The 18,676-nt window shown below is 62.0% G+C and carries 13 protein-coding genes, 6 tRNA genes and 2 pseudogenes; 7 read left to right on the top strand and 14 right to left on the bottom strand.

Features of this window, described 5'->3' with window-relative positions:
* Positions 1–43: 43 nt before the first annotated feature.
* The 7 genes and pseudogenes from N181_RS29955 to N181_RS29920 all read right to left on the bottom strand — a co-directional run.
* Positions 44–226: pseudogene (locus N181_RS29955) on the bottom strand (multidrug ABC transporter ATP-binding protein); the annotation flags it as partial.
* Positions 227–1,118: 892 nt separating this feature from the next.
* Positions 1,119–1,520 (bottom strand): hypothetical protein, encoded by a 402-nt coding sequence (locus N181_RS29945; RefSeq protein ID WP_037400060.1) that lies wholly within the window; start codon positions 1,518–1,520, stop codon positions 1,119–1,121.
* 455 nt (positions 1,521–1,975) lie between these two features.
* Positions 1,976–2,052: transfer RNA gene (locus tag N181_RS29940), tRNA-Arg, on the bottom strand.
* Positions 2,053–2,084: 32 nt separating this feature from the next.
* A complete protein-coding gene (locus tag N181_RS29935; RefSeq protein WP_037393354.1) occupies positions 2,085–2,390 on the bottom strand; it encodes an ETC complex I subunit in 306 nt (101 codons plus the stop codon).
* Positions 2,391–2,629: 239 nt separating this feature from the next.
* Positions 2,630–2,706: transfer RNA gene (locus N181_RS29930), tRNA-Pro, on the bottom strand.
* A 77-nt stretch (positions 2,707–2,783) separates the two neighbouring features.
* Positions 2,784–3,269, bottom strand: coding sequence for a DUF192 domain-containing protein (locus tag N181_RS29925; RefSeq protein ID WP_037393355.1), 486 nt, complete (start codon positions 3,267–3,269; stop codon positions 2,784–2,786).
* On the bottom strand, positions 3,269–3,847 hold the full coding sequence (locus N181_RS29920; RefSeq protein WP_014328282.1) for a cold-shock protein: 579 nt from the start codon (positions 3,845–3,847) through the stop codon (positions 3,269–3,271). The genes N181_RS29925 and N181_RS29920 overlap by 1 nt, the downstream gene beginning before the upstream one ends.
* Before the next feature lie 194 nt (positions 3,848–4,041).
* Between N181_RS29920 and gloA the strand changes: the two genes are divergently transcribed.
* From gloA to N181_RS29900, 4 genes are all read left to right on the top strand, one after another.
* Entirely contained in the window at positions 4,042–4,482 is a 441-nt protein-coding gene (gloA, locus tag N181_RS29915) for a lactoylglutathione lyase (protein WP_014328281.1), read from the top strand.
* 494 nt (positions 4,483–4,976) lie between these two features.
* Positions 4,977–6,299: a YcbK family protein gene (locus N181_RS29910; protein WP_014328280.1), complete on the top strand. Its 1,323-nt coding sequence runs from the start codon at positions 4,977–4,979 to the stop codon at positions 6,297–6,299.
* A gap of 139 nt (positions 6,300–6,438) precedes the next feature.
* Positions 6,439–6,513 (top strand) — tRNA-Glu (locus N181_RS29905).
* Positions 6,514–6,743: 230 nt separating this feature from the next.
* Positions 6,744–6,818: transfer RNA gene (locus N181_RS29900), tRNA-Glu, on the top strand.
* A gap of 225 nt (positions 6,819–7,043) precedes the next feature.
* Here the strand turns inward: N181_RS29900 and N181_RS29895 are convergent.
* The 3 genes from N181_RS29895 to N181_RS29885 form a co-directional block, all read right to left on the bottom strand.
* Positions 7,044–7,403 (bottom strand): hypothetical protein, encoded by a 360-nt coding sequence (locus N181_RS29895; protein WP_014328279.1) that lies wholly within the window; start codon positions 7,401–7,403, stop codon positions 7,044–7,046.
* Between the two features lie 202 nt (positions 7,404–7,605).
* Entirely contained in the window at positions 7,606–7,890 is a 285-nt protein-coding gene (locus N181_RS35115) for a hypothetical protein (RefSeq protein WP_234885857.1), read from the bottom strand.
* A gap of 655 nt (positions 7,891–8,545) precedes the next feature.
* On the bottom strand, positions 8,546–10,576 hold the full coding sequence (locus N181_RS29885; RefSeq protein ID WP_245290991.1) for a coiled-coil domain-containing protein: 2,031 nt from the start codon (positions 10,574–10,576) through the stop codon (positions 8,546–8,548).
* A 305-nt stretch (positions 10,577–10,881) separates the two neighbouring features.
* On the opposite strand from N181_RS29885, the gene N181_RS29880 reads away from it, so the two are divergent.
* Positions 10,882–10,956, top strand: a tRNA-Glu gene (locus N181_RS29880).
* Between the two features lie 195 nt (positions 10,957–11,151).
* Positions 11,152–11,227, top strand: a tRNA-Glu gene (locus N181_RS29875).
* A 514-nt stretch (positions 11,228–11,741) separates the two neighbouring features.
* On the opposite strand, the gene recJ is transcribed toward N181_RS29875, so the two are convergent.
* The 4 genes and pseudogenes from recJ to N181_RS29855 all read right to left on the bottom strand — a co-directional run bounded on the left by recJ (position 11,742) and on the right by N181_RS29855 (position 16,716).
* Positions 11,742–13,544, bottom strand: coding sequence for a single-stranded-DNA-specific exonuclease RecJ (recJ, locus tag N181_RS29870; RefSeq protein WP_037393359.1), 1,803 nt, complete (start codon positions 13,542–13,544; stop codon positions 11,742–11,744).
* A 132-nt stretch (positions 13,545–13,676) separates the two neighbouring features.
* Positions 13,677–14,998: pseudogene (locus N181_RS29865) on the bottom strand (homoserine dehydrogenase).
* 70 nt (positions 14,999–15,068) lie between these two features.
* Positions 15,069–16,286, bottom strand: a complete 1,218-nt coding sequence (locus N181_RS29860) for an LL-diaminopimelate aminotransferase (RefSeq protein ID WP_014328274.1) — start codon at positions 16,284–16,286, stop codon at positions 15,069–15,071.
* A 124-nt stretch (positions 16,287–16,410) separates the two neighbouring features.
* Positions 16,411–16,716, bottom strand: coding sequence for an SHOCT domain-containing protein (locus N181_RS29855; RefSeq protein ID WP_014328273.1), 306 nt, complete (start codon positions 16,714–16,716; stop codon positions 16,411–16,413).
* 109 nt (positions 16,717–16,825) lie between these two features.
* Between N181_RS29855 and phaC the strand changes: the two genes are divergently transcribed.
* Positions 16,826–18,670, top strand: a complete 1,845-nt coding sequence (gene phaC, locus N181_RS29850) for a poly(3-hydroxyalkanoate) polymerase subunit PhaC (protein ID WP_037435269.1) — start codon at positions 16,826–16,828, stop codon at positions 18,668–18,670.
* Positions 18,671–18,676 lie beyond the last annotated feature (6 nt).

Genomic DNA, 18,676 nt, shown 5'->3' with positions numbered 1-18,676 from the left:
AGAGGCCAAGCGTACAATGTAATGAACTTCAGTTCCAGGTGACTAGGACCGCGAGTGATATCAGACCCCATTCCCCGGTCGGAAGCAGTCGGTCGATGAACAGGGTCACCGCCACCGGAAAGGCCAGTTCAAGAAGCCCGGAGACGACGGCACTGCAGAAGTCCAGCACGAACAACCTTCGATGCGGGCGATAATAGGCGGCGAAACGTTTCAGCAACGCGGACAAGGGCGGATTCCTCGGTGGTTCGAACAAAGGTTGGCGGCGGGCGCTGCCTCAAGGACAAGACTTGGAAGCGTCATCCCTGCCGACGTGGCGAGCCGCTAGTAGGCAGCAACCAGATGCTGGGCATGCGAACCGCATCGTCTGTTTCAGCAAATCCCGACAACGTGAAAGGATATTCGTGCCTCATGTCGCTCTCCAAAACTGCGAGGAGCCGGACCAGTGATCGCCAATGCGGCGCCTTTTGCCGCCAATGCGACCCGGACGGCTAAGTGCAAAAGAAGAGTGCTATTGTCAACTTAAATAGATTATGCGCACGCAATGAGTCCGCTTCCGCACGAGAGACCACGCGACATCATCGGATTGTCCGCCATCCTCACGCGATTGCAACTTGGTGTTACTCGATGCCCCCAGAAGACCTACTGCATGTTTCCTTAAATCGTAGCCGATTTAAGGAAACATGCAGCGATCGTGTCCTGGCAAAATAAGTGATGGAAACCGAGGCAATCTCGATTCCGGTGATCTCGGGACGGCACGCGACCCCAGCACGCCAAGGAAAACCAAAGTCTGATGGGGCACATCCAGTTATAGGCTCCGGGGGCCGTCGGAGCTTTTTTTGCCCCTTCCCTCAGCGTTCCCGGCCACCGCTCGGGATTAGCTTCGGCGAGGGAGCAATCAGGATGCGAGGAAAGCTATGACACCCCTGAAATGGTTTCTGGGTTTGATGTTCGTCCTTCGAAGCACTGCCTTCGCACAGAAAGGCCAGCGGGAAGATCAGCAGCAGACCTGCCAGGCCATCCTCGCTGCGGCTCGTGAGACGACGTGGATGAAACTGTCCTGGCGCAATGCTCTTTTGAGAATGGGCAATAGACGGGACGCAGTAGCGCTTGCCAACGCCTTATTCGGCAGCAGCTAGAAAGAAGCTGTTCGGCGAGGAGGAGGCTAGAGCATGAACTCTGGCTTCAGCCTTGGCGATCAGTTGATAGAATTCCTCCTGCGCTTCGACATCCAACTGGATGACAGCGTTGACATCGTCTGGCGTGTCACAGACGCAGCCGACGGCCGAGATCGGGCAGATGCCGCCTGGATAACGTTTGCCGGTGCCAGTATAGACACGGCGGCCCCAGTTTTCCGAATAAACAGTCTCTTCGCGGTCGACGTGCAGAATGGTCCCCTTGCACGCGGTGACGATGGCGGCCTTGCCATAGGCGAACCAGTGATAGTTCAGCTTCCGCAGAATGTATTTGCCGGTGATGTCCTCGCCCGCCAGCTCGGCCGGGTCACAAATCATTCTGATCATGATCGCGTACCTCTCATTGGTCGCTAATATCCGTGAGGACTATTAGCCTGACAAGACAGAAAAACGTAGTATTCGGAGTGACTTAGTCACAAAGTGTTTCCGATTCTTACACTGCCTAGCCACCTATCCAGGTGCGTGGTAGCGCAACGCGCGACTTGCCATGGCTCTCGACCTTGTGCGCTGGACGGAAGACCCAAGCGGCTGCTCCGCCAGGGATTTTCCTTGCACACAGATGCGTGGGTGGCAGTCAAAGTGCCACACCTGCTCCGGAAGCTCGTCGCCGACGCGTGGGCCGGACATGCCAACATCTTGCAGTTCCGCGAGGTTGCCCAAGTTCGGGATTTTTTCGGAAACTTGCCGTCTTCAGATAGGATTTTAACGCACCACGGCTTCCGCGCGAAAAGCGGAAGCCGTGGTGTTTTTCAGCGATGTTGCTGTCAAATCAGGAAGATAGGTGGCGACCCCTGCAGGACTCGAACCTGCGACAACCTGCTTAGAAGGCAGGTGCTCTATCCAGCTGAGCTAAGGGGCCGTCGGGCCGGTCGTCCGGCTTTGCCGCGGACCTCAATGGGTCCAGGGCTGCATCCGGTTGAAACGGAAATTGTCCGAGTAGGACACACTCTTGCGCGTCGCGTCCTTCGGCGCGATGACGCGGTATTCGATGCCGTTGCGTTCGGCATAGGCGATCGCCTGCTCGGCACTTTCGAAGGTCAGCCGCAACTGCTGCCGCATGTCACCGGAGCTCGTGTAGCCCATGATCGGATCGATGGTGCGCGGCTTCTCTTGATCGAACTCCAGCACCCACAGATGCGTCTTGGCCTTGCCGGACTGCATGGCTGTCTTCGCGGGACGATAGATCTTCGCGGACATTGCTTTCAAACGGCTCCCGTCTCTCGGACTGTGAGCATGGCTTGCCCGGATCGCTTCCAATCCGCAAGACCATGCGCTGCGAGGCAGTTTCTGCCCCATGCTTCGTCTTCCCTTAGCGCAGAATGATTTAAAACGGAATGACTTCCGACAGGAAAATGCAGCTTTTTCAAGCGGGTGCGGCGGCCGGTCGGGACGCGAACATGCAGACCTAAATTGCATTTTAAAATCAGATAGTTAAGTGGTCGGAGTGGAGAGATTCGAACTCCCGACCCTCTGGTCCCAAACCAGATGCGCTACCAGACTGCGCTACACTCCGAGCCGACGAAGGCGGAGATACACGCTTCGCCTGCCACCTGCAACAGCAAATTTGGTCGTGCCGACGGGATGCCGGGTTCAGCGCGCCCCGGCCGGAATGCGTGCGCCCGTGATCCGGTCGGCCGGCCTTATGCCGAGCCGCTTCACCGTTCCGGCGTTGAGCTCGAGCACGAATGCCACCGGCTCTTTCGAATCGATGATCGCATCGGACAGGGGAACGGCATTCTCATGAATGGTCCGGATGGTGCCGTCCTCGGCGATGAAAAGCATGTCGAGCGGCAGATAGGTATTCCTCATCCACATCATCACCCGCCGCGTCTCACCGAAATCGAACAGCATGCCGTGATCCGGCGCCATCTGTCGGCGAAACATCAGGCCATGCTCGCGCTGCTCCGGTTCGATCGCCAGTTCGACGGTCAGGTCATGAGCCTGCCCTCCGAGGGCGAGAAGCCGAATCTTGTCTGTTTCGAAGGAGATGTCTGCAGCGAGCGATGCGACGGACAGCGATAACAAAAAAAGCGCCGCAATGGCGCTTCTCGCAATGACGTCGCGAAGCCTGTGCATCAGTGCGACCGGTTGGTCGGCGTCGGGCCGTCCGGATGGATCTCCGCAGCCATCAATCCCTTCTCTCCGTCACCGAAACGGCACAGCACCACCTGGCCGGGGCGCAATTCGGTCAGGCCGAAACGGCGCAAGGTTTCCATGTGCACGAAGATGTCCTCGGTGCCCTCGCCGCGCGTCAGGAAGCCGAAACCCTTGGTGCGGTTGAACCACTTGACCAGAACTCGTTCCAGGCCACTCGTCGGCGTGACCTGAACATGCGTGCGTACCGGTGGGAGTTGCGAAGGATGAACCGCAGTCGACTGATCCATGGAGAGAATGCGGAAGGCCTGGTAACCGCGCTCGCGCTTTTGGATAAGCGCCACGACACGCGCGCCTTCGAGCACGGTTTGGTAGCCATCACGCCTCAAGCAGGTGACGTGCAGCAAAACGTCCTGCATGCCGTTGTCGGGAACGATGAAGCCGAACCCCTTGGCGACGTCGAACCACTTGATGACACCGGTGATCTCGATGAGATCAAGGGCGTCATTGCCCAGGCCGTCATTCTCGATGACGCCTTTTGAAGATGTCCTGTCCGCCATTCTCCCAGCCCCTCGTTACGCGCAACATTCGATACGGTTAACTGATTCTTATGGACCAGAATAACATCGTCCCGCTGCGCATGCGCAAGTCCCTCGACATTAAATTGGCCGAGGTCATTTATGGGGCCGCAGGCTTGCCTCTGGCTTGCTGTCACTTAAGTATACGCCATCTTCTGCAAAACAGGGACAATCCAATGCGCTATCTGCACACGATGGTTCGTGTAAAGGACCTCGACCAGGCTCTCCAATTCTATTGCACGCTGTTCGGCCTCCAGGAAATTCGCCGACACGAGAACGAGAAAGGCCGCTTCACGCTCGTCTTCCTCGCAGCACCTGGTGACCTCGAGCGTGCCAAAGCAGAGGTTTCGCCTTGCCTGGAACTCACCTACAACTGGGACACCGAAGACTATACCGGTGGACGCAATTTTGGTCACCTCGCCTATGAGGTCGATGACATCTACTCCTTTTGCAAGCACCTGATGGACAATGGCGTGACGATCAACCGACCACCCCGCGACGGTCACATGGCCTTCGTCCGCTCGCCGGACGGCATTTCGATCGAGATTCTGCAGAAGGGAGAGCACCTGTCGGCACAGGAGCCCTGGGCCTCGATGGGCAACACCGGCAGCTGGTAAGCCTCGCACAACCCGGTGCGCCCATTGTGCGGACGTGCGACCGGTACTGCATGGTTTCCTCGATCGGAGACGACCCAAGGACAAATTCATGCAGCGCGTCAAAGTGGTACAGCGAGCCTTGTGCGTCTGAACGCGCGGCGCTGTAGGCCGGTGCGGCACGGCGCGCAGGACCGGACTCGAAGATCTGAACGATCAAGAGACCTCAGGCCCGGCCAGCGCGCCGGGCCTTCGTATACGTATGGTGAAGCTGAACAGGTTAGCTCCAGTTTACAAATTGCGCGGCATCCACTAATTTCCGCGCCATAGTTGAAACGGGGTCGCGCTTCGCAATCATTTGCGGCGCCGTATCCCTTTACTTGGCCTGACCTTCCCGTGGCGGGAAAACTTCTCGCCGCGAGAGAAAAGTTGTCTGTTCCGGGCAATGTTTCGGAACTGAGACTTGATGCATGTCGATGGGGGAGCCCAGGATATGCGCGGAGAGCGGGGATAAGACGTTGCAACAGCTAGACTCGAGATGCGCGCTCCTATCGGTCGGGCGCGCCGCGGCGTTCTCCATATCACTCCTTGCCCTGAGCGGATGCGTCTCTTCGGTCGCGGACGGCGACGCTGCCAATCTGGTCGAATCGCAGCAAGCCGTCGCTTCATCGAGCGCCGCGACGCCGGGCTCGGAAGGTCCCAATGACCGGGCCGCCGCATCCGGCGTAGGCACAACCGCTCAGCAGCAAACAGGGGATTCCGCTGCCGAAGCGGACACGGCCCCTTTGCAACAGGGCCTGACGATGCAGAGCACCGGCCTTAACGCCACGTCGTCGAGCATCTACGGGCAGTCGACCGTGACCGGCAGCGTGCCTGCAAGCGCCGACCAGCCGTCCGGAACACCGGCCGATGCCCGGTCCGGAGTGAACGCAACGAACAACAGCCTTTTCGGTCGCGCTCAGCCGGCCACTCTGCCCGCCCTGCCGGACCAGGAAGGCGCGAGCAACGCAACTCCGACGAGCATACAGCCCGGCACTGAAAGCACTGCCAGCGCGGCAGACCTTCCCTCTGCAGTCCCCTTGCCGACGAGCGCACAGGCGGCGCGTGCCGGCGCGCTATCGGCGCCATTACAGACGGCCGAAGTCGCGTCCACCGGGCAGGTGGTGCCGGCCGTGGCAGATCCCGCTCAGCCTACCTCCCCCGAGGGCGACGAGAAGGATCCGCAGCAGACGAGCAAGAGCTGGACGCTCGCAAGTCTCTTTGCCGCCAAACGCAAGCCGAAGCTGCGGAGCAGCGACGAAAGCGACGCGGTCACCACAGCGAAGCGGACAATCACGACCGGCAATGCGCCTGAACCGCAGGTCGCCTCGCTCGCTTACACGGCGCTGCCGGGCGTCAAACTCAATCCGCTGTTCAACATGGACCACGCCGACCACGCGGGTGAAGAGGACGACGCGCCTGTCGAGGTGGCGAATCTCTCGGGCCTCGCCCGCTTGGCGCCAAGCGGACTCATCTTGCAGACGGAGAGCGTGGAAACCGGTTGTTTCAAGCCGGCGCTCATGGAGATGCTGAAAAGCGTCGAGCGGCATTACGGTCAGAAGGTGATGGTCACGTCAGGGCTTCGCCCGATCAAGGTCAACCGGAAACGCCAGTCCCTTCACACGCGCTGCGCCGCGGCCGACATCCAGGTCAAGGGCGTCAGCAAGTGGGATCTCGCCGACTATCTCCGGAGCCTGCCTGGCCGTGGCGGCGTCGGCACCTATTGCCACACCGAATCCGTGCATATCGACATCGGCCGGCAGCGCGATTGGAATTGGCGCTGCCGCCGTCGCAACGGCTGAAAAGGTCGCCGGCGGCGATGTCAATTTTCTGAGAAAAAGTGCGTTTTGCCGCTTGCGGGAATCCGAAGTGCTCTCTATAAGCCACCTCGTCTTGTAGCACCTCGCGTCGTTCCGACGCACAAAGGTCGCCGCAAGCTGGGCGCCCATCGTCTAGCGGTTAGGACGCCGCCCTTTCACGGCGGTAACACGGGTTCGAGTCCCGTTGGGCGTGCCATTCTCTTTATCCAATACCTGCGGATACTTCGACTTTTTGATCCAAGGCGCGTCTATGCTTATGCGTGACAGGCGCCTAAGGCGATGCTCTTAAATTTCCGCAGAAAAATCAAAAATATTGCTTCAGACGACTTGCGGGAACGCCAAGCCCTCTCTATAAGCCACCTCGTCTTGCAGCGCGCACAAGGGTCGCTGCAATACTTTGACTCGCACGGTTTAAGACCGTGCTGGGCGCCCATCGTCTAGCGGTTAGGACGCCGCCCTTTCACGGCGGTAACACGGGTTCGAGTCCCGTTGGGCGTGCCATTCTCTAAATGTTTCCAATACTTACAGGCTGCGCCCCGCCTGCCCCCTGCGTCAAAAGACGCGCGGCGTTCTACAGCGCAGCACGTCCAACCGGACCCGCGTCGATCGTCAGCTTTGGCCGCCGCACAGAGGATCCAGGACCGCCTGAGCCGGTCCAAGGCAGGCAGTTCCAACCCCCACACTACAGGGAAGCCGCAGACGAACGTCGCTGCGGCGTTTCCCGGCTTACCCTTCCTTGACGACAGCGACGCTGACCTCGCCGTCGGACGCCACCGTGCAGGCGATGGTTGCCGAACGCGGCTCAACGCCACCCTGGCGCAGGTAGTCGATCTTGACGTCGAGCGTGGCGGTCTGCGCGCCGGCATCGCCCGCGCGTACTGGCTCGGCGAGGCTGGTCTCGATGGCAGCCGGATTGTATGGCGCGGCCCACTGGGCGATCGCCTCGTTGCAACGGTCGACGGTCGGCTGGTCGGCCGGCGAAATGCCGTGGCTGACCGGCGTCACCGGTTCCGGCAGCAAGTCGGCCGCAAAGGCTGGACCGGCGAGAAAAAGCACGGCGGCGCTGAGCATTCTGAGCGTGTGCATGGCCTGTAGTCCTTTTCCTGGAGCATGCCCGCGCATTCTAGCTCGTCTATGCCGCAAAATAGCAGTGCGACTTTTGATGGATGGAAGGAGGATACTGCGTGGCAAGGTCTCGACGCGTCGCACTGAGCAGGTACACGTTGCGGGACGATGTGGATGTCGATGTTCCCTTTCGAAGCCGGCGATGACGCTGGCACCGCTTAGCTTAAGTCATGGCGACGACCATACCGTTCGCGTCGAGATGGCACCTCACGCGGGCCTGACGGACTTCGATGGCGCCGCGTCCTGCATATTCTATGCGCACCGCGATTGGGGCGGTGAGCCCGCCATCGCGTTTCGGGACGGGAGGACCGGCGCTTGCCGCGCGTACGCGCACGGCGCCAAGGGGCAATGCGGCCGACGTGATCGCCTGGAGGCAGACGCGAACCACGGCGCCCGAGCCATCCGAAATCGCTCCCGTCGTCGTCGGGTCCGTCACGGCATAGCCCAAGGCACCTTGCTGATATTCGCCGCGCTCGCCAAGCCCCTTTAGCGGCCAAAGCGCAGAAGGCAGACGGACGGATGACTGTACGCCCGTCGCGGGAGCAATGCCGGCAACCGCTCCCGCACGGACAGTCTTTGGAACGCCGCTCCTCTTTGGAGATCCAGGGCCTACGGTCAGACCACGTAGTGCACCGCTCGGAGGCGCTCCCTTGCCTTTCGGCGTCGCGATCCCTCCACCGGAACCCAACGGCTTGCCGCCCATCCTATGGACGGGTTTGCCGTTGGCCCAACTGCGTGATCCCGCAATTGCGCCGGCCTTTGCTCCGCCTCCTGCACTGCTTCCTGGGGATTTGCCAATCTTGCCGCCCCCAACACCGCTTCCGGTCGATTTTCCATGACTCTTGCCGCCGGTTTTGCTGCCAGGTCCACTGTTTGGTCCCGCCTTCGCGCCGGCCGAGACCCCGGCCCTCACGCCGCCCGCCGCACTGTTCCCCGACGAGCCAGCTTTGCCACCCGCCGCGACGGCGCCGAATCTACCATTCCCGCTGAAGTCAAGGACCGGGGCGATTCCCATCGCAATTGCGACCAGAAATGTAGCAGCCGTGTATGTGCGCATCGCCGCAATCCTCATCGGCGCATCGAAACCCTTCGACTTTCCTTTTTCACCAAAGGCCAGGCAGGAGCCGCCTAGGGAGAAGCGCCTCGGGGAGCGGCTGCGGTGCACGCTCGACACGCGCCGCTCGGCGCTCAGTGCGGGTCTTGCGGATTTCAACTTCTTTACGCGGTGCTGCACGGCCGCGGCCACCGGCCCGATCGCCGGCGTCTTCCGACGCACGCTGCTGCGCTGCCAATATCCCGGTCAGTTGCTTCTTTGCCGCGTCGCGTTCCTGGCGAACCGTGTCGAGATCGCGAGCGAGCGACTTTACCTTCTCGCGTTCCAAAGCGAGCTCTTCGCCAGCCCGCTTTGACGCAGCCTCGGCGATTTGGCCGGCCAGCAAAACGGCGGCTTTCTCCGCCGCTGCCAAATCGGCATCCGGCTCGAGGACAGCGGCCGATGGGGCCACCGCGAGATCGCCCCCTTCCTCCACCGCCGCTTCGCGCTCCCGGCGAACCGTGTCGAGCTCGCGAGCGAGCAACTTTACCTTCTCGCGTTCCAATGCGAGCTCTTCGCCGGCCCGCCGCGCCGCAGCCGCGGCTATTTGGCCATCCAGCACGACGGCGGCTTTCTCCGCCGCCGCCAAATCGGCATCCGGCTCGAGGGCAGCGGCCGACGGGGCCACGGCGTGATCGCGCCCTTCCTTCACCGCCGCTTCGCGCTCCCGGCGAACCGTGTCGAGCTCCCGAGCGAGTGACTTTACCTTCTCGCGTTCCAATGCGAGCTCTTCTACAGCGCGCCGTGCCGCAGCCTCCGCTGTTTGGCGAGCGCGCACGGCAGCAGCGTTCTCCGCCGCCAAGTCGGCATCCGGCTCGAGGATGGCGGCCGGTGGGGCCACGGCGGGATCGCCCCCGTCCTTCATCGCCGCTTCGCGCTCCCCGCGAACCGTGTCGAGCTCCCGAGCGAGTGACTTTACCTTCTCGCGTTCCAATGCGAGCTCTTCTACAGCGCGCCGTGCCGCAGCCTCCGCTGTTTGGCGAGCGCGCACGGCAGCAGCGTTCTCCGCCGCCAAGTCGGCATCCGGCTCGAGGATGGCGGCCGGTGGGGCCACGGCGGGATCGCCCCCGTCCTTCATCGCCGCTTCGCGCTCCCCGCGAACCGTGTCGAGCTCCCGAGCGAGTGACTTTACCTTCTCGCGTTCCAATGCGAGCTCTTCTACAGCGCGCCGTGCCGCAGCCTCGGCTATTTGGCGAGCGCGCACGGCAGCAGCGTTCTCCGCCGCCGCCAAGTCGGCATCCGGCTCGAGGATGGCGGCCGGTGGGGCCACGGCGGGATCGCCCCCGTCCTTCACCACCGCTTCCCGCTCCCGGCGAACCGTGTCGAGCTCTTGAGCAAGCGACTTTACCTTTTCGCGTTCCAATGCGAGCTCTTCGCCAGCCCGCCTCGCCGCAGCCTCGGCTGTTTGGCGAGCGCGCACTTCGGCGGCTTTCTCCGCCGCCGCCAAGTCGGCATCCGGCCCCGGGACTTTGGACGATTGGCGGGCCACGGCGAGATCGCGCTCGAGGGCTCCAAGCCTATGCCGCGCCTCCTCAAGCGCTCGTCTCTCACCGGCCAGGGTCTTTTCCGCGGCGTCTCGCGCCCTGAGCGCCGCAGCCTTTGACCGCATCGCTCCAGCGGCTTTGGCCTCCAATTCTTCGACGACCTCCAGCACCATAGTCAGATCACGTGCGAGTGCTTCGGCTCTTTGGCGCTGCTTTTCGGCGACACGGCGCATAGCCTCAAGGTCTCTTCTGGCCGCCAACAACGCACGGCGGAGAATCTCCTCCAGCTTGCCGCCAGCCAGTTGCACGCCGTTGGGCGCATCGACCTCCTGGCTCGCCGCGAGGAGCTTTTCCTCCGGTGCGGCGCTCCGGGCGCCTTCACGCCCAGTCAATGCACCTGTCTTTTTGACCGACGCTTCCGCCGCTTCCCCTCGACCCACCGAATCCGCCGTCTGGCCGAACGGAGGCTTCATGGCTTCGCGTTGACCTTGCGCAGCACCGAGAAGACGCCCCGCACCCGGAAGGTCGAGCGTCGCCATGGTCCCGATCGCAATCATGTCATTTCGCCGCGCCGTGTCGGCTATGCTGCGAATCAATGCGTGCCATTCCGAAGCGCGCATTTCGCGCATGCCTTGCGGGGCAAGCCTGTCTGCAGTTGCTGCCTGCCCTCCTGCGGAAGATCCAAGCAGGAAAACAAGGCAGAACGAAATGAGGCCGAGCATTGCCATAGCCTTGTCCCGCCGGGGCGACAGGCCATAATACTGCCTTGGTCCACTTCTCGCTAGAGGGGAAGATCTTTGCCGTTCCTCCTCTTTCGCATTTCGTCTTTTTCATAGTATGTTGCTGAGGCTTCGGCTTAGGCGCGCCCATCGTCTAGCGGTCAGGACGCCGCCCTCTCACGGCGGTAACACGGGTTCGAGTCCCGTTGGGCGTACCAACTTCATCGCCGACTTTCCCGTCTCCGCCTCCTCGGCCATTTTCCATGAAAAAATCGACCTTGGTCGCGCTCGGTCACTTGCGGGAATCCAAAGGCCCCTCTATAAGCCACCTCGTCTTGCAGCGCCGTGCGCCGTTCCGGTGCACAAAGGTCGCTGCAACACTTGACTCGCACGGGTTTTAAAGCCGTGCAGAGGCGCCCATCGTCTAGCGGTCTAGGACGCCGCCCTTTCACGGCGGAAACACGGGTTCGAGTCCCGTTGGGCGTGCCATTGGTCAATCAAGTCAAACAGTTGTATTGCCTCGACCAATGCTTCCGCCAAGGTCGCCGAGCGTCTTGAGCCGTTTGCATTTCGCCCCTCGCGGGCCTATCCTTGGCCGTCATCGACTGGAAGAATTGCGGTCGGCGAAAATCCGCCGGTCTTTCTCTTTTCCCGGCCCAAGCCGGCCGGGAAAAGAAACAGGGGCCATCCATGAAGTATCGCGCTTCGACATTGATGATGGCTTGCATTTTTTCCAGTGCATCGCTCGTCTCGTGCACCACCATAACAGGCAGTATCGAGCCTAGGCCTGGAACTCATCAGATAGCGAGCCATCCGTACCGGACGATGAATGATTGTGTCCGCAAGGCACCCATTGGTCAGTTTGATCTGAAATGCGACGTTCCGTTGCTCGGTTACCGCAACTTCACAGACCCAACGATCGTGCCACAGATCGGTGCACCGGGAGGCTTGCATTTCCGATAGATGCGGTCGCGGTTCGATAAGACGCGCGGGCTTGCAGTCGTCAATTGGCTTTCGCAGCGTCCGTCACACGCAGTTGCACGCGGCGCGTTCCCTGCCATAGATCCGCCGAAACCGAACCGGCGACATGAACCGTCGCGCCGCGGTTGCCAAGCAGGAAATCGCCGAGCGGCGTTTCCGTCGCCCGGAAGGCGATGCCGTCAACCCGGCTGCCGTCGTGACCCTCGAGCGTCACCTTGACATGATTGGCGCCGACCTGCCGGCTGTCGCGCAGCCGATGCTGGGGAAAGGCGAATACCGGTTGCGGATGGGCCGAGCCATAGGGGCCGGCCTGGTCGAGAAGGTCGACGAGGTCGAGCGTTGCCCCGGCCGCTGCCAACGCGCCGTCGAGCTTGAGCGCCTCAACGGCAACCAGGTCGCGTACAGAGCTCTCGGCGCGCTCCTCGAAGAATTGGCGCAATCGCCCGAGTTTTGCCCGCTCGACCGTTAGGCCGGCGGCCATGGCATGTCCGCCCCCTTTGACGAGAAGGCCATCGTCGACGGCGGCGCGAACGAGCCTGCCCATATCGAAGCCCGTAATCGATCGACCGGAGCCCGTGCCCCGGCCGTTCGGATCGAAGGCGATGGCAAAGGCCGGCCGGCGGAACTTCTCCTTGATGCGCGCCGCGAGGAGGCCAACGATGCCCGGGTGCCAGCTTTCCCTGGCGGTGACGATCACGGACGCCCCCTCGCCCGTGCCGTATTCCGCCAGCACTTCCGCCTCCGCCTCGGCAAGCATCGCCGCCTCCATCGCCTGCCGATCGCGATTGAGCTCGTCGAGTTGGCTGGCGATCACCTCGGCTGCCGTGGCGTCGTCAAGGGTCAATAGCCGGCTGCCGAGCGCGGCATCGCCGATACGGCCACCCGCATTGATGCGTGGACCAATCAGAAAGCCGAGGTGATAGGGCGTCACCGGGCCACCGATCGCGGCCTTGCGCAGAAGAGCTGCCAGCCCGTTATTGCCCATGTGTCGCGCCGCGATCAGTCCCTTGACCACATAGGCTCGGTTCAGCCCCTTCAGCGGAACTACGTCGCAGACCGTTGCGAGCGCGACGAGGTCGAGCAGGGCCAGAAGGTCGAATGAGGCGGCGCGCGGCTCGCCCGCAAGACGCAGCACCCGCAATGTATTGACGAGCACCAGATAGACGACGCCGGCGGCGCAGAGATGCCCCTGCCCGGACAAATCGTCCTCGCGGTTCGGATTCACGAGAGCATGGCAGGGCGGAAGCGTTGCGCCGACCTGATGGTGATCGATGACGACGACGTCGACCTTGCGCTCGGCGGCGACGGCGAGCGACTCATGGCTCGTCGAACCGCAGTCGACGGCGACGATCAGACCGGCGCCGTTGTCGATCAGTTGTTCGATCGCCTGCGGATTCGGCCCGTAGCCCTCGAAGATACGATCCGGAATATAGATCTCGGCCCGGATGTCGAAATGGCGGAGGAAGCGCAGCATCAGTGCAGAGGATGCTGCGCCGTCGACGTCGTAGTCGCCGAAGATCGCTACTTTCTCGCCGCGCCGAATGGCGTGGGCGAGCCGCTCCGCCGCCTTGCGGCAATCGGTCAGGACGTCCGGATCGGGCATCAGCGCGCGCAGCGTCGGATCGAGAAACTGAGCCGCGTCGTCCAGGCCGACGCCGCGGCCTGCCAGTACCCGTGCGATGAGCTCCGAATAGCCGTGCACCTGGCTGATCGCCAAAGCGCGATTCTGCCCCGCCTGATCGAGGCGCGACACCCAGCGCTGACCGCTGATCGAGCGTTCGACGCCTAGAAATGCCCTCTCTATCGGATCCGCCAATACGTCCACGCTGTCTGTCCGCCCGAAGTCCTTTCGTTCTTAACGAAGATTTAGAGGCGGAAAAACCGGCAGGCTGGGCACTCCGGCCCACAAACATGCATGCCGGAGTGGTTTCTCAACAGATTTAACGCAAAAGCGCGATCACCAGTCCTTGGGTCGCTCGATGCGGATCACCTGGGGCTCTCCAACGAGATAACCCTCGCCCTTGATCGAGACGATCGCCTTGCGCGCCGAGACTTCGTGCGTGGCATGCGTGACCAGGATGATCGTCTTCGGCTCGGCAGGATCCGCGTAGTGCTTGGAATGCTGCATGATCGATTCGAGCGAGATGTCGTTTTCCGCCATATGGCCGGCGATATTTGCGAACACACCCGTACGATCGACCACTTTCAGACGAATGAAGTATCCGCCCTCGTGACTCTGCATCCGGGCCTGCTTGTAAGGCATCAGGGCCGTGGTGGGCCGTCCGAAGGCCGGGACGTGCTGGGCGCCCGGTCGGCTCTTGGCGATGTCGGCGATATCGCCCAGCACGGCCGAGGCCGTCGCATTGCCGCCGGCCCCGGGGCCGACCATCAGCAATTCGCCCAGAATGTCGGACTCGACCGCGACCGCGTTCGTCACGCCGTCGACCTGTGCGATGACGGAATCATAGGGCACCATCGTCGGGTGGACGCGCTGCTCGATACCGCTCTCGGTGCGCTGCGCCACGCCGAGCAGCTTGATGCGGTAGCCAAGGTCGGCAGCTGCCTGGATGTCCTCGATCGAAATATTGGTGATGCCTTCCAGGTAGATGTCGTCGGCGGCGATCGCCGTGCCGAAGGCGAGGCTCGTCAGGATCGAAAGCTTGTGCGCCGTGTCGTTGCCCTCGATATCGAAGGCCGGGTCCGCTTCGGCATAGCCAAGGCGCTGCGCTTCCTTCAGGCAGGCCTCGAAGGTCAGCCCCTCCTTCTCCATCTTCGTCAGGATATAGTTGCAGGTGCCGTTCATGATCCCGTAGACGCGCGAGACGGTATTGCCCGTCAGGGACTCGCGGAGCGCCTTGATGACCGGGATGCCGCCTGCGACCGCCGCCTCGTAGTTGAGCAGGGCGCCCTGCTCCTCGGCGATGGCGGCGAGTTCGATGCCGTGCTTGGCGAGCAGGGCCTTATTGGCGGTAACCACATGGATACCGCGCTTGAGCGCTGCCTTGACCGAAGAATAGGCCGGATCGCCGGCGCCGCCCATCAACTCGACGAAGACATCGATATCCGCTTCCGAAGCGAGCGCTACCGCACCCTGAACCAGGCGGTCTTCGCCAGATCGACGCCACGGTCCTTGCTGCGGTCCCTTGCCGCCACGGCAACAAGCTCAATCGGCCTTCCGCACGTCGTCGCCAGCATCTCATGACGTTCCTGGAGAATCCGCACGAGCGAGGCACCAACCGTCCCCAAGCCCGCAATGCCGATTTTGAGGGCATCTGCCATAGCAAGTTCCTAACATGTAGAAGGCGCCCCGCCGGACTGGCGGGGCCATTGTGCGCGAAAGTCGGCTCTCTTACCGATGTGCATTCAGCGAGACGACATTGTGCATCGTCTCGTCCGCCGTCGACAGGAAGCGCTTGATGTTGCGCGCCGCCTGGCGGATGCGGTGCTCGTTCTCGACCAGGGCCAGGCGGACATAGTCGTCGCCCTGCTCGCCGAAACCGATGCCGGGCGCCACCGCTACGTCCGCCTTCTCGACGAGCAGCTTGGAGAACTCCAGGGAGCCCAGATGACGGAACTTCTCGGGGATCTTCGCCCAGGCGAACATCGTCGCGGGCGGCGGCGGCACTTCGAAGCCGGCCTTGCCGAAGCTGTCGACCATCACGTCGCGGCGGCGCTTGTAGATGTTACGGACCTCGGCGATGTCGCTGCCGTCGCCGTTCAACGCCTGGGTGGCGGCCACCTGGATCGGCGTGAAGGCGCCGTAATCGAGATAGGACTTCACCCGCGTCAGCGCCGCGATCAGCCGCTCGTTGCCGACCGCGAAACCCATGCGCCAGCCGGGCATCGAGAAAGTCTTCGACATCGAGGTGAATTCGACCGTCATGTCGATCGCGCCCGGCACTTCCAGGACCGAGGGCGGCGGCACGTCATCGAAATAGATCTCCGAATAGGCGAGATCCGACAGTACGATGATGTCGTGCTTCTTCGCAAAGGCGATGACGTCCTTGTAGAAATCGAGCGTCGCGACCTGGGCCGTCGGATTGGACGGATAGTTGAGGATCAGCGCCAGGGGCTTCGGGATCGAGTGCTTCACGGCGCGCTCGAGCGGCGGGAAGAAGCTCTCGTCGGGCTCCACCGAGATCGACCGGATGACGCCGCCGGCCATCAGGAAGCCGAAGGCGTGGATCGGATAGGTGGGGTTCGGACACAAAACGACATCGCCCGGAGCGGTGATCGCCTGCGCCATGTTGGCGAAGCCTTCCTTCGAACCAAGCGTGGCGACGACCTGCGTTTCGGGATTGAGCTTGACGCCGAAACGGCGGGCATAATAGGCGGCCTGGGCGCGGCGCAGCCCCGGAATGCCCTTCGAGGAGGAATAACGATGGGTGCGCGGATCCTGGACGACTTCGCAAAGCTTGTCGACGATCGACTGCGGAGTCGGAAGGTCCGGATTGCCCATGCCGAGGTCGATGATGTCAGCACCGGCGGCTCGCGCGCTTGCTTTCAAACGGTTGACCTGTTCGAAAACATAGGGCGGCAAACGCCGGACTTTATGAAACTCTTCCATCTCCAGACCTCATTTGGCGCGCGATTTCGCGGGCCTCATCGGCAATCGCTCAACATGCGCGGGGTGAATGGCCGTCATTGCGGCCATTCAACGCTTTGCGGCCAAATCACGAGAAAGGCAAGTGCTAATTCTCGATCCGTTTCCGCGCTTCGGCCCCATGCTGTTCGGCAAGCAACTGCAATTCCTTCAGACGGCGCTGATACTCCGCTTCGGAGATGACGCCGGATTGACGCTGCGCGGCAAGCGCCGTCAGCTGCCCCTGCATGTTCACCGCCTCTTCGTCGGTCATCTGCTGCATGGCGGCAGGCTTCTGCCCATAGACCGAAGGGTAGGTGGCGAGATCGGCCGTCGAATTGCATCCGGCAAGCATGCCTGCAAGAATCAACCCGGAAATCCGGGAAAGCGAACGCGTGTTTCCGACGACGAGCATGCTGGCGATGACCTCTGTTTTTAAGGGGCGACGATGCGCTAGCCCTTGTAATCATTTTCGGGCAGAATGTAAAAATACAAAACAAACAACGTGCTGTGGAGGACGCCGGGTGACATCAGACAAGGCCGAGGACACCACGGGCAAGGGCGGCTTCTCGGGCTTCGATCCCAAATCGGTCGAGCCCTACATCGTCAAGGACCCCCAGAACCTGGCCATCAACCTGGCCCGCGCGGCTGAACAGATGGGAAAGGCGGCGTCCGCTTGGTTGGCGCCGCGGGAGACCGGCGAGAAAAAAGACACCTTCGCCGAACCTGTCTCCGACATGGTCAAGACCCTCTCCAAAGTCTCCGAATACTGGCTTTCCGATCCGCGCCGGACGCTGGAAGCACAGACGCATCTGATGGGGAGCTTTTTCGACATCTGGTCGCGGACGTTGCACCGGATGGCCGGCGACACCGCGGCCGAATCGGAGAGCCTCCAGCGCAGCGACAAGCGCTTTGCGGACGAGGACTGGGTGAAGAACCCGTTTTTCGACTTCATCCGCCAAGCCTATTTCGTCACATCCGACTGGGCGGAGCAGATGGTCAAGGAGGCCGAGGGGCTCGACGATCATACCCGGCACAAGGCCGCCTTCTACGTCCGCCAGATTTCCAGCGCGCTCTCCCCGAGCAACTTCATCACCACCAACCCGCAGCTCTACCGGGAGACCGTGGCAACGAGCGGCGCCAATCTCGTCAAGGGCATGCAGATGCTTGCCGAGGACATCGCCGCCGGGCGCGGCGAACTCCGGCTCAGGCAAACGGATACCAGCAAATTTGCCATCGGCGAGAACATTGCGATCACCCCGGGCAAGGTGATCGCGCAATCCGATATTTGTCAGGTCATCCAGTACGAGGCGAGCACCGAAACGGTGCTGAAGCGACCGCTGCTGATCTGCCCGCCGTGGATCAACAAGTATTACGTGCTCGATCTCAACCCGCAGAAATCCTTCATCAAATGGGCTGTCGACCAGGGCCACACGGTGTTCGTCATCTCCTGGGTCAATCCGGATGAGCGCCATGCCCAGAAGGGCTGGGAAGCCTATGCGCGCGAGGGTGTCGGTTTTGCGGTCGACACCATCGAACAGGCAACCGGCGAGCGCGAGGTCAATGCGATCGGCTATTGCGTCGGCGGCACCTTGCTCGCAGCCACGCTGGCGCTCCATGCCGCCGAGGGCGACGACCGGATCCGCTCGGCGACGCTCTTCACGACCCAGGTGGATTTCACCTATGCAGGCGACCTCAAGGTCTTTGTCGACGACGACCAGATCGAGCAGATCGAAGCCAAGATGAGCACGACGGGCTATCTCGAGGGCTCGAAAATGGCGACCGCGTTCAACATGCTTCGTGCCTCCGAACTGATCTGGCCCTATTTCGTCAACAACTACCTAAAAGGCCAGGACCCCCTGCCCTTCGACCTGCTCTACTGGAACTCCGATTCGACACGGATGCCCGCCGCCAACCACTCCTTCTATCTGCGTAATTGCTATCTCGAGAACAAGCTGGCGAAGGGTGAGATGGTGCTTGCCGGCCGCAAGATGTCGCTCGGCGACGTGACGATCCCCATCTACAACCTGGCCACCAAGGAAGATCACATCGCACCCGCAAAGTCCGTCTTCCTTGGCAGCGGGCTCTTCGGCGGCAAGGTCACCTTCGTTCTCTCCGGCTCCGGCCACATCGCCGGCGTCGTCAACCCGCCGGACAAGAGCAAATACCAGTTCTGGACGGGCGGAGCTCCGAAGGGTGACCTGGAGGCATGGCTGGAGAAGGCAAAGGAAACACCGGGCTCCTGGTGGCCGCATTGGCATGACTGGATCGAACAGCTCGACGAGCGGCGTGTTCCGGCCCGCAAGGCGGGAGGGCCGCTCAACTCGATCGAGGAAGCGCCGGGCTCCTACGTGCGCGTGCGCGCCTGAGACACG

The organism is Sinorhizobium fredii USDA 205 (assembly GCF_001461695.1).
Lineage (GTDB): Bacteria > Pseudomonadota > Alphaproteobacteria > Rhizobiales > Rhizobiaceae > Sinorhizobium > Sinorhizobium fredii.
Note: the sequence above shows the minus strand (reverse complement) of the source record. Positions and strands in the feature narration are given on the sequence as shown.

Bases quoted from the DNA above. Each gene is read 5' to 3' on its own strand.
- N181_RS29920 (WP_014328282.1), bottom strand. From the start codon at position 3,847: ATGGCGGACAGGACATCTTCAAAAGGCGTCATCGAGAATGACGGCCTG.
- N181_RS29885 (WP_245290991.1), bottom strand. From the start codon at position 10,576: ATGATTGCGATCGGGACCATGGCGACGCTCGACCTTCCGGGTGCGGGG.
- N181_RS29860 (WP_014328274.1), bottom strand. From the start codon at position 16,286: ATGGAAGAGTTTCATAAAGTCCGGCGTTTGCCGCCCTATGTTTTCGAA.
- N181_RS29935 (WP_037393354.1), bottom strand. From the start codon at position 2,390: ATGTCCGCGAAGATCTATCGTCCCGCGAAGACAGCCATGCAGTCCGGC.
- N181_RS29895 (WP_014328279.1), bottom strand. From the start codon at position 7,403: ATGCACACGCTCAGAATGCTCAGCGCCGCCGTGCTTTTTCTCGCCGGT.
- N181_RS29855 (WP_014328273.1), bottom strand. From the start codon at position 16,716: ATGCTCGTCGTCGGAAACACGCGTTCGCTTTCCCGGATTTCCGGGTTG.
- N181_RS29925 (WP_037393355.1), bottom strand. From the start codon at position 3,269: ATGCACAGGCTTCGCGACGTCATTGCGAGAAGCGCCATTGCGGCGCTT.
- gloA (WP_014328281.1), top strand. From the start codon at position 4,042: ATGCGCTATCTGCACACGATGGTTCGTGTAAAGGACCTCGACCAGGCT.
- N181_RS29945 (WP_037400060.1), bottom strand. From the start codon at position 1,520: ATGATCAGAATGATTTGTGACCCGGCCGAGCTGGCGGGCGAGGACATC.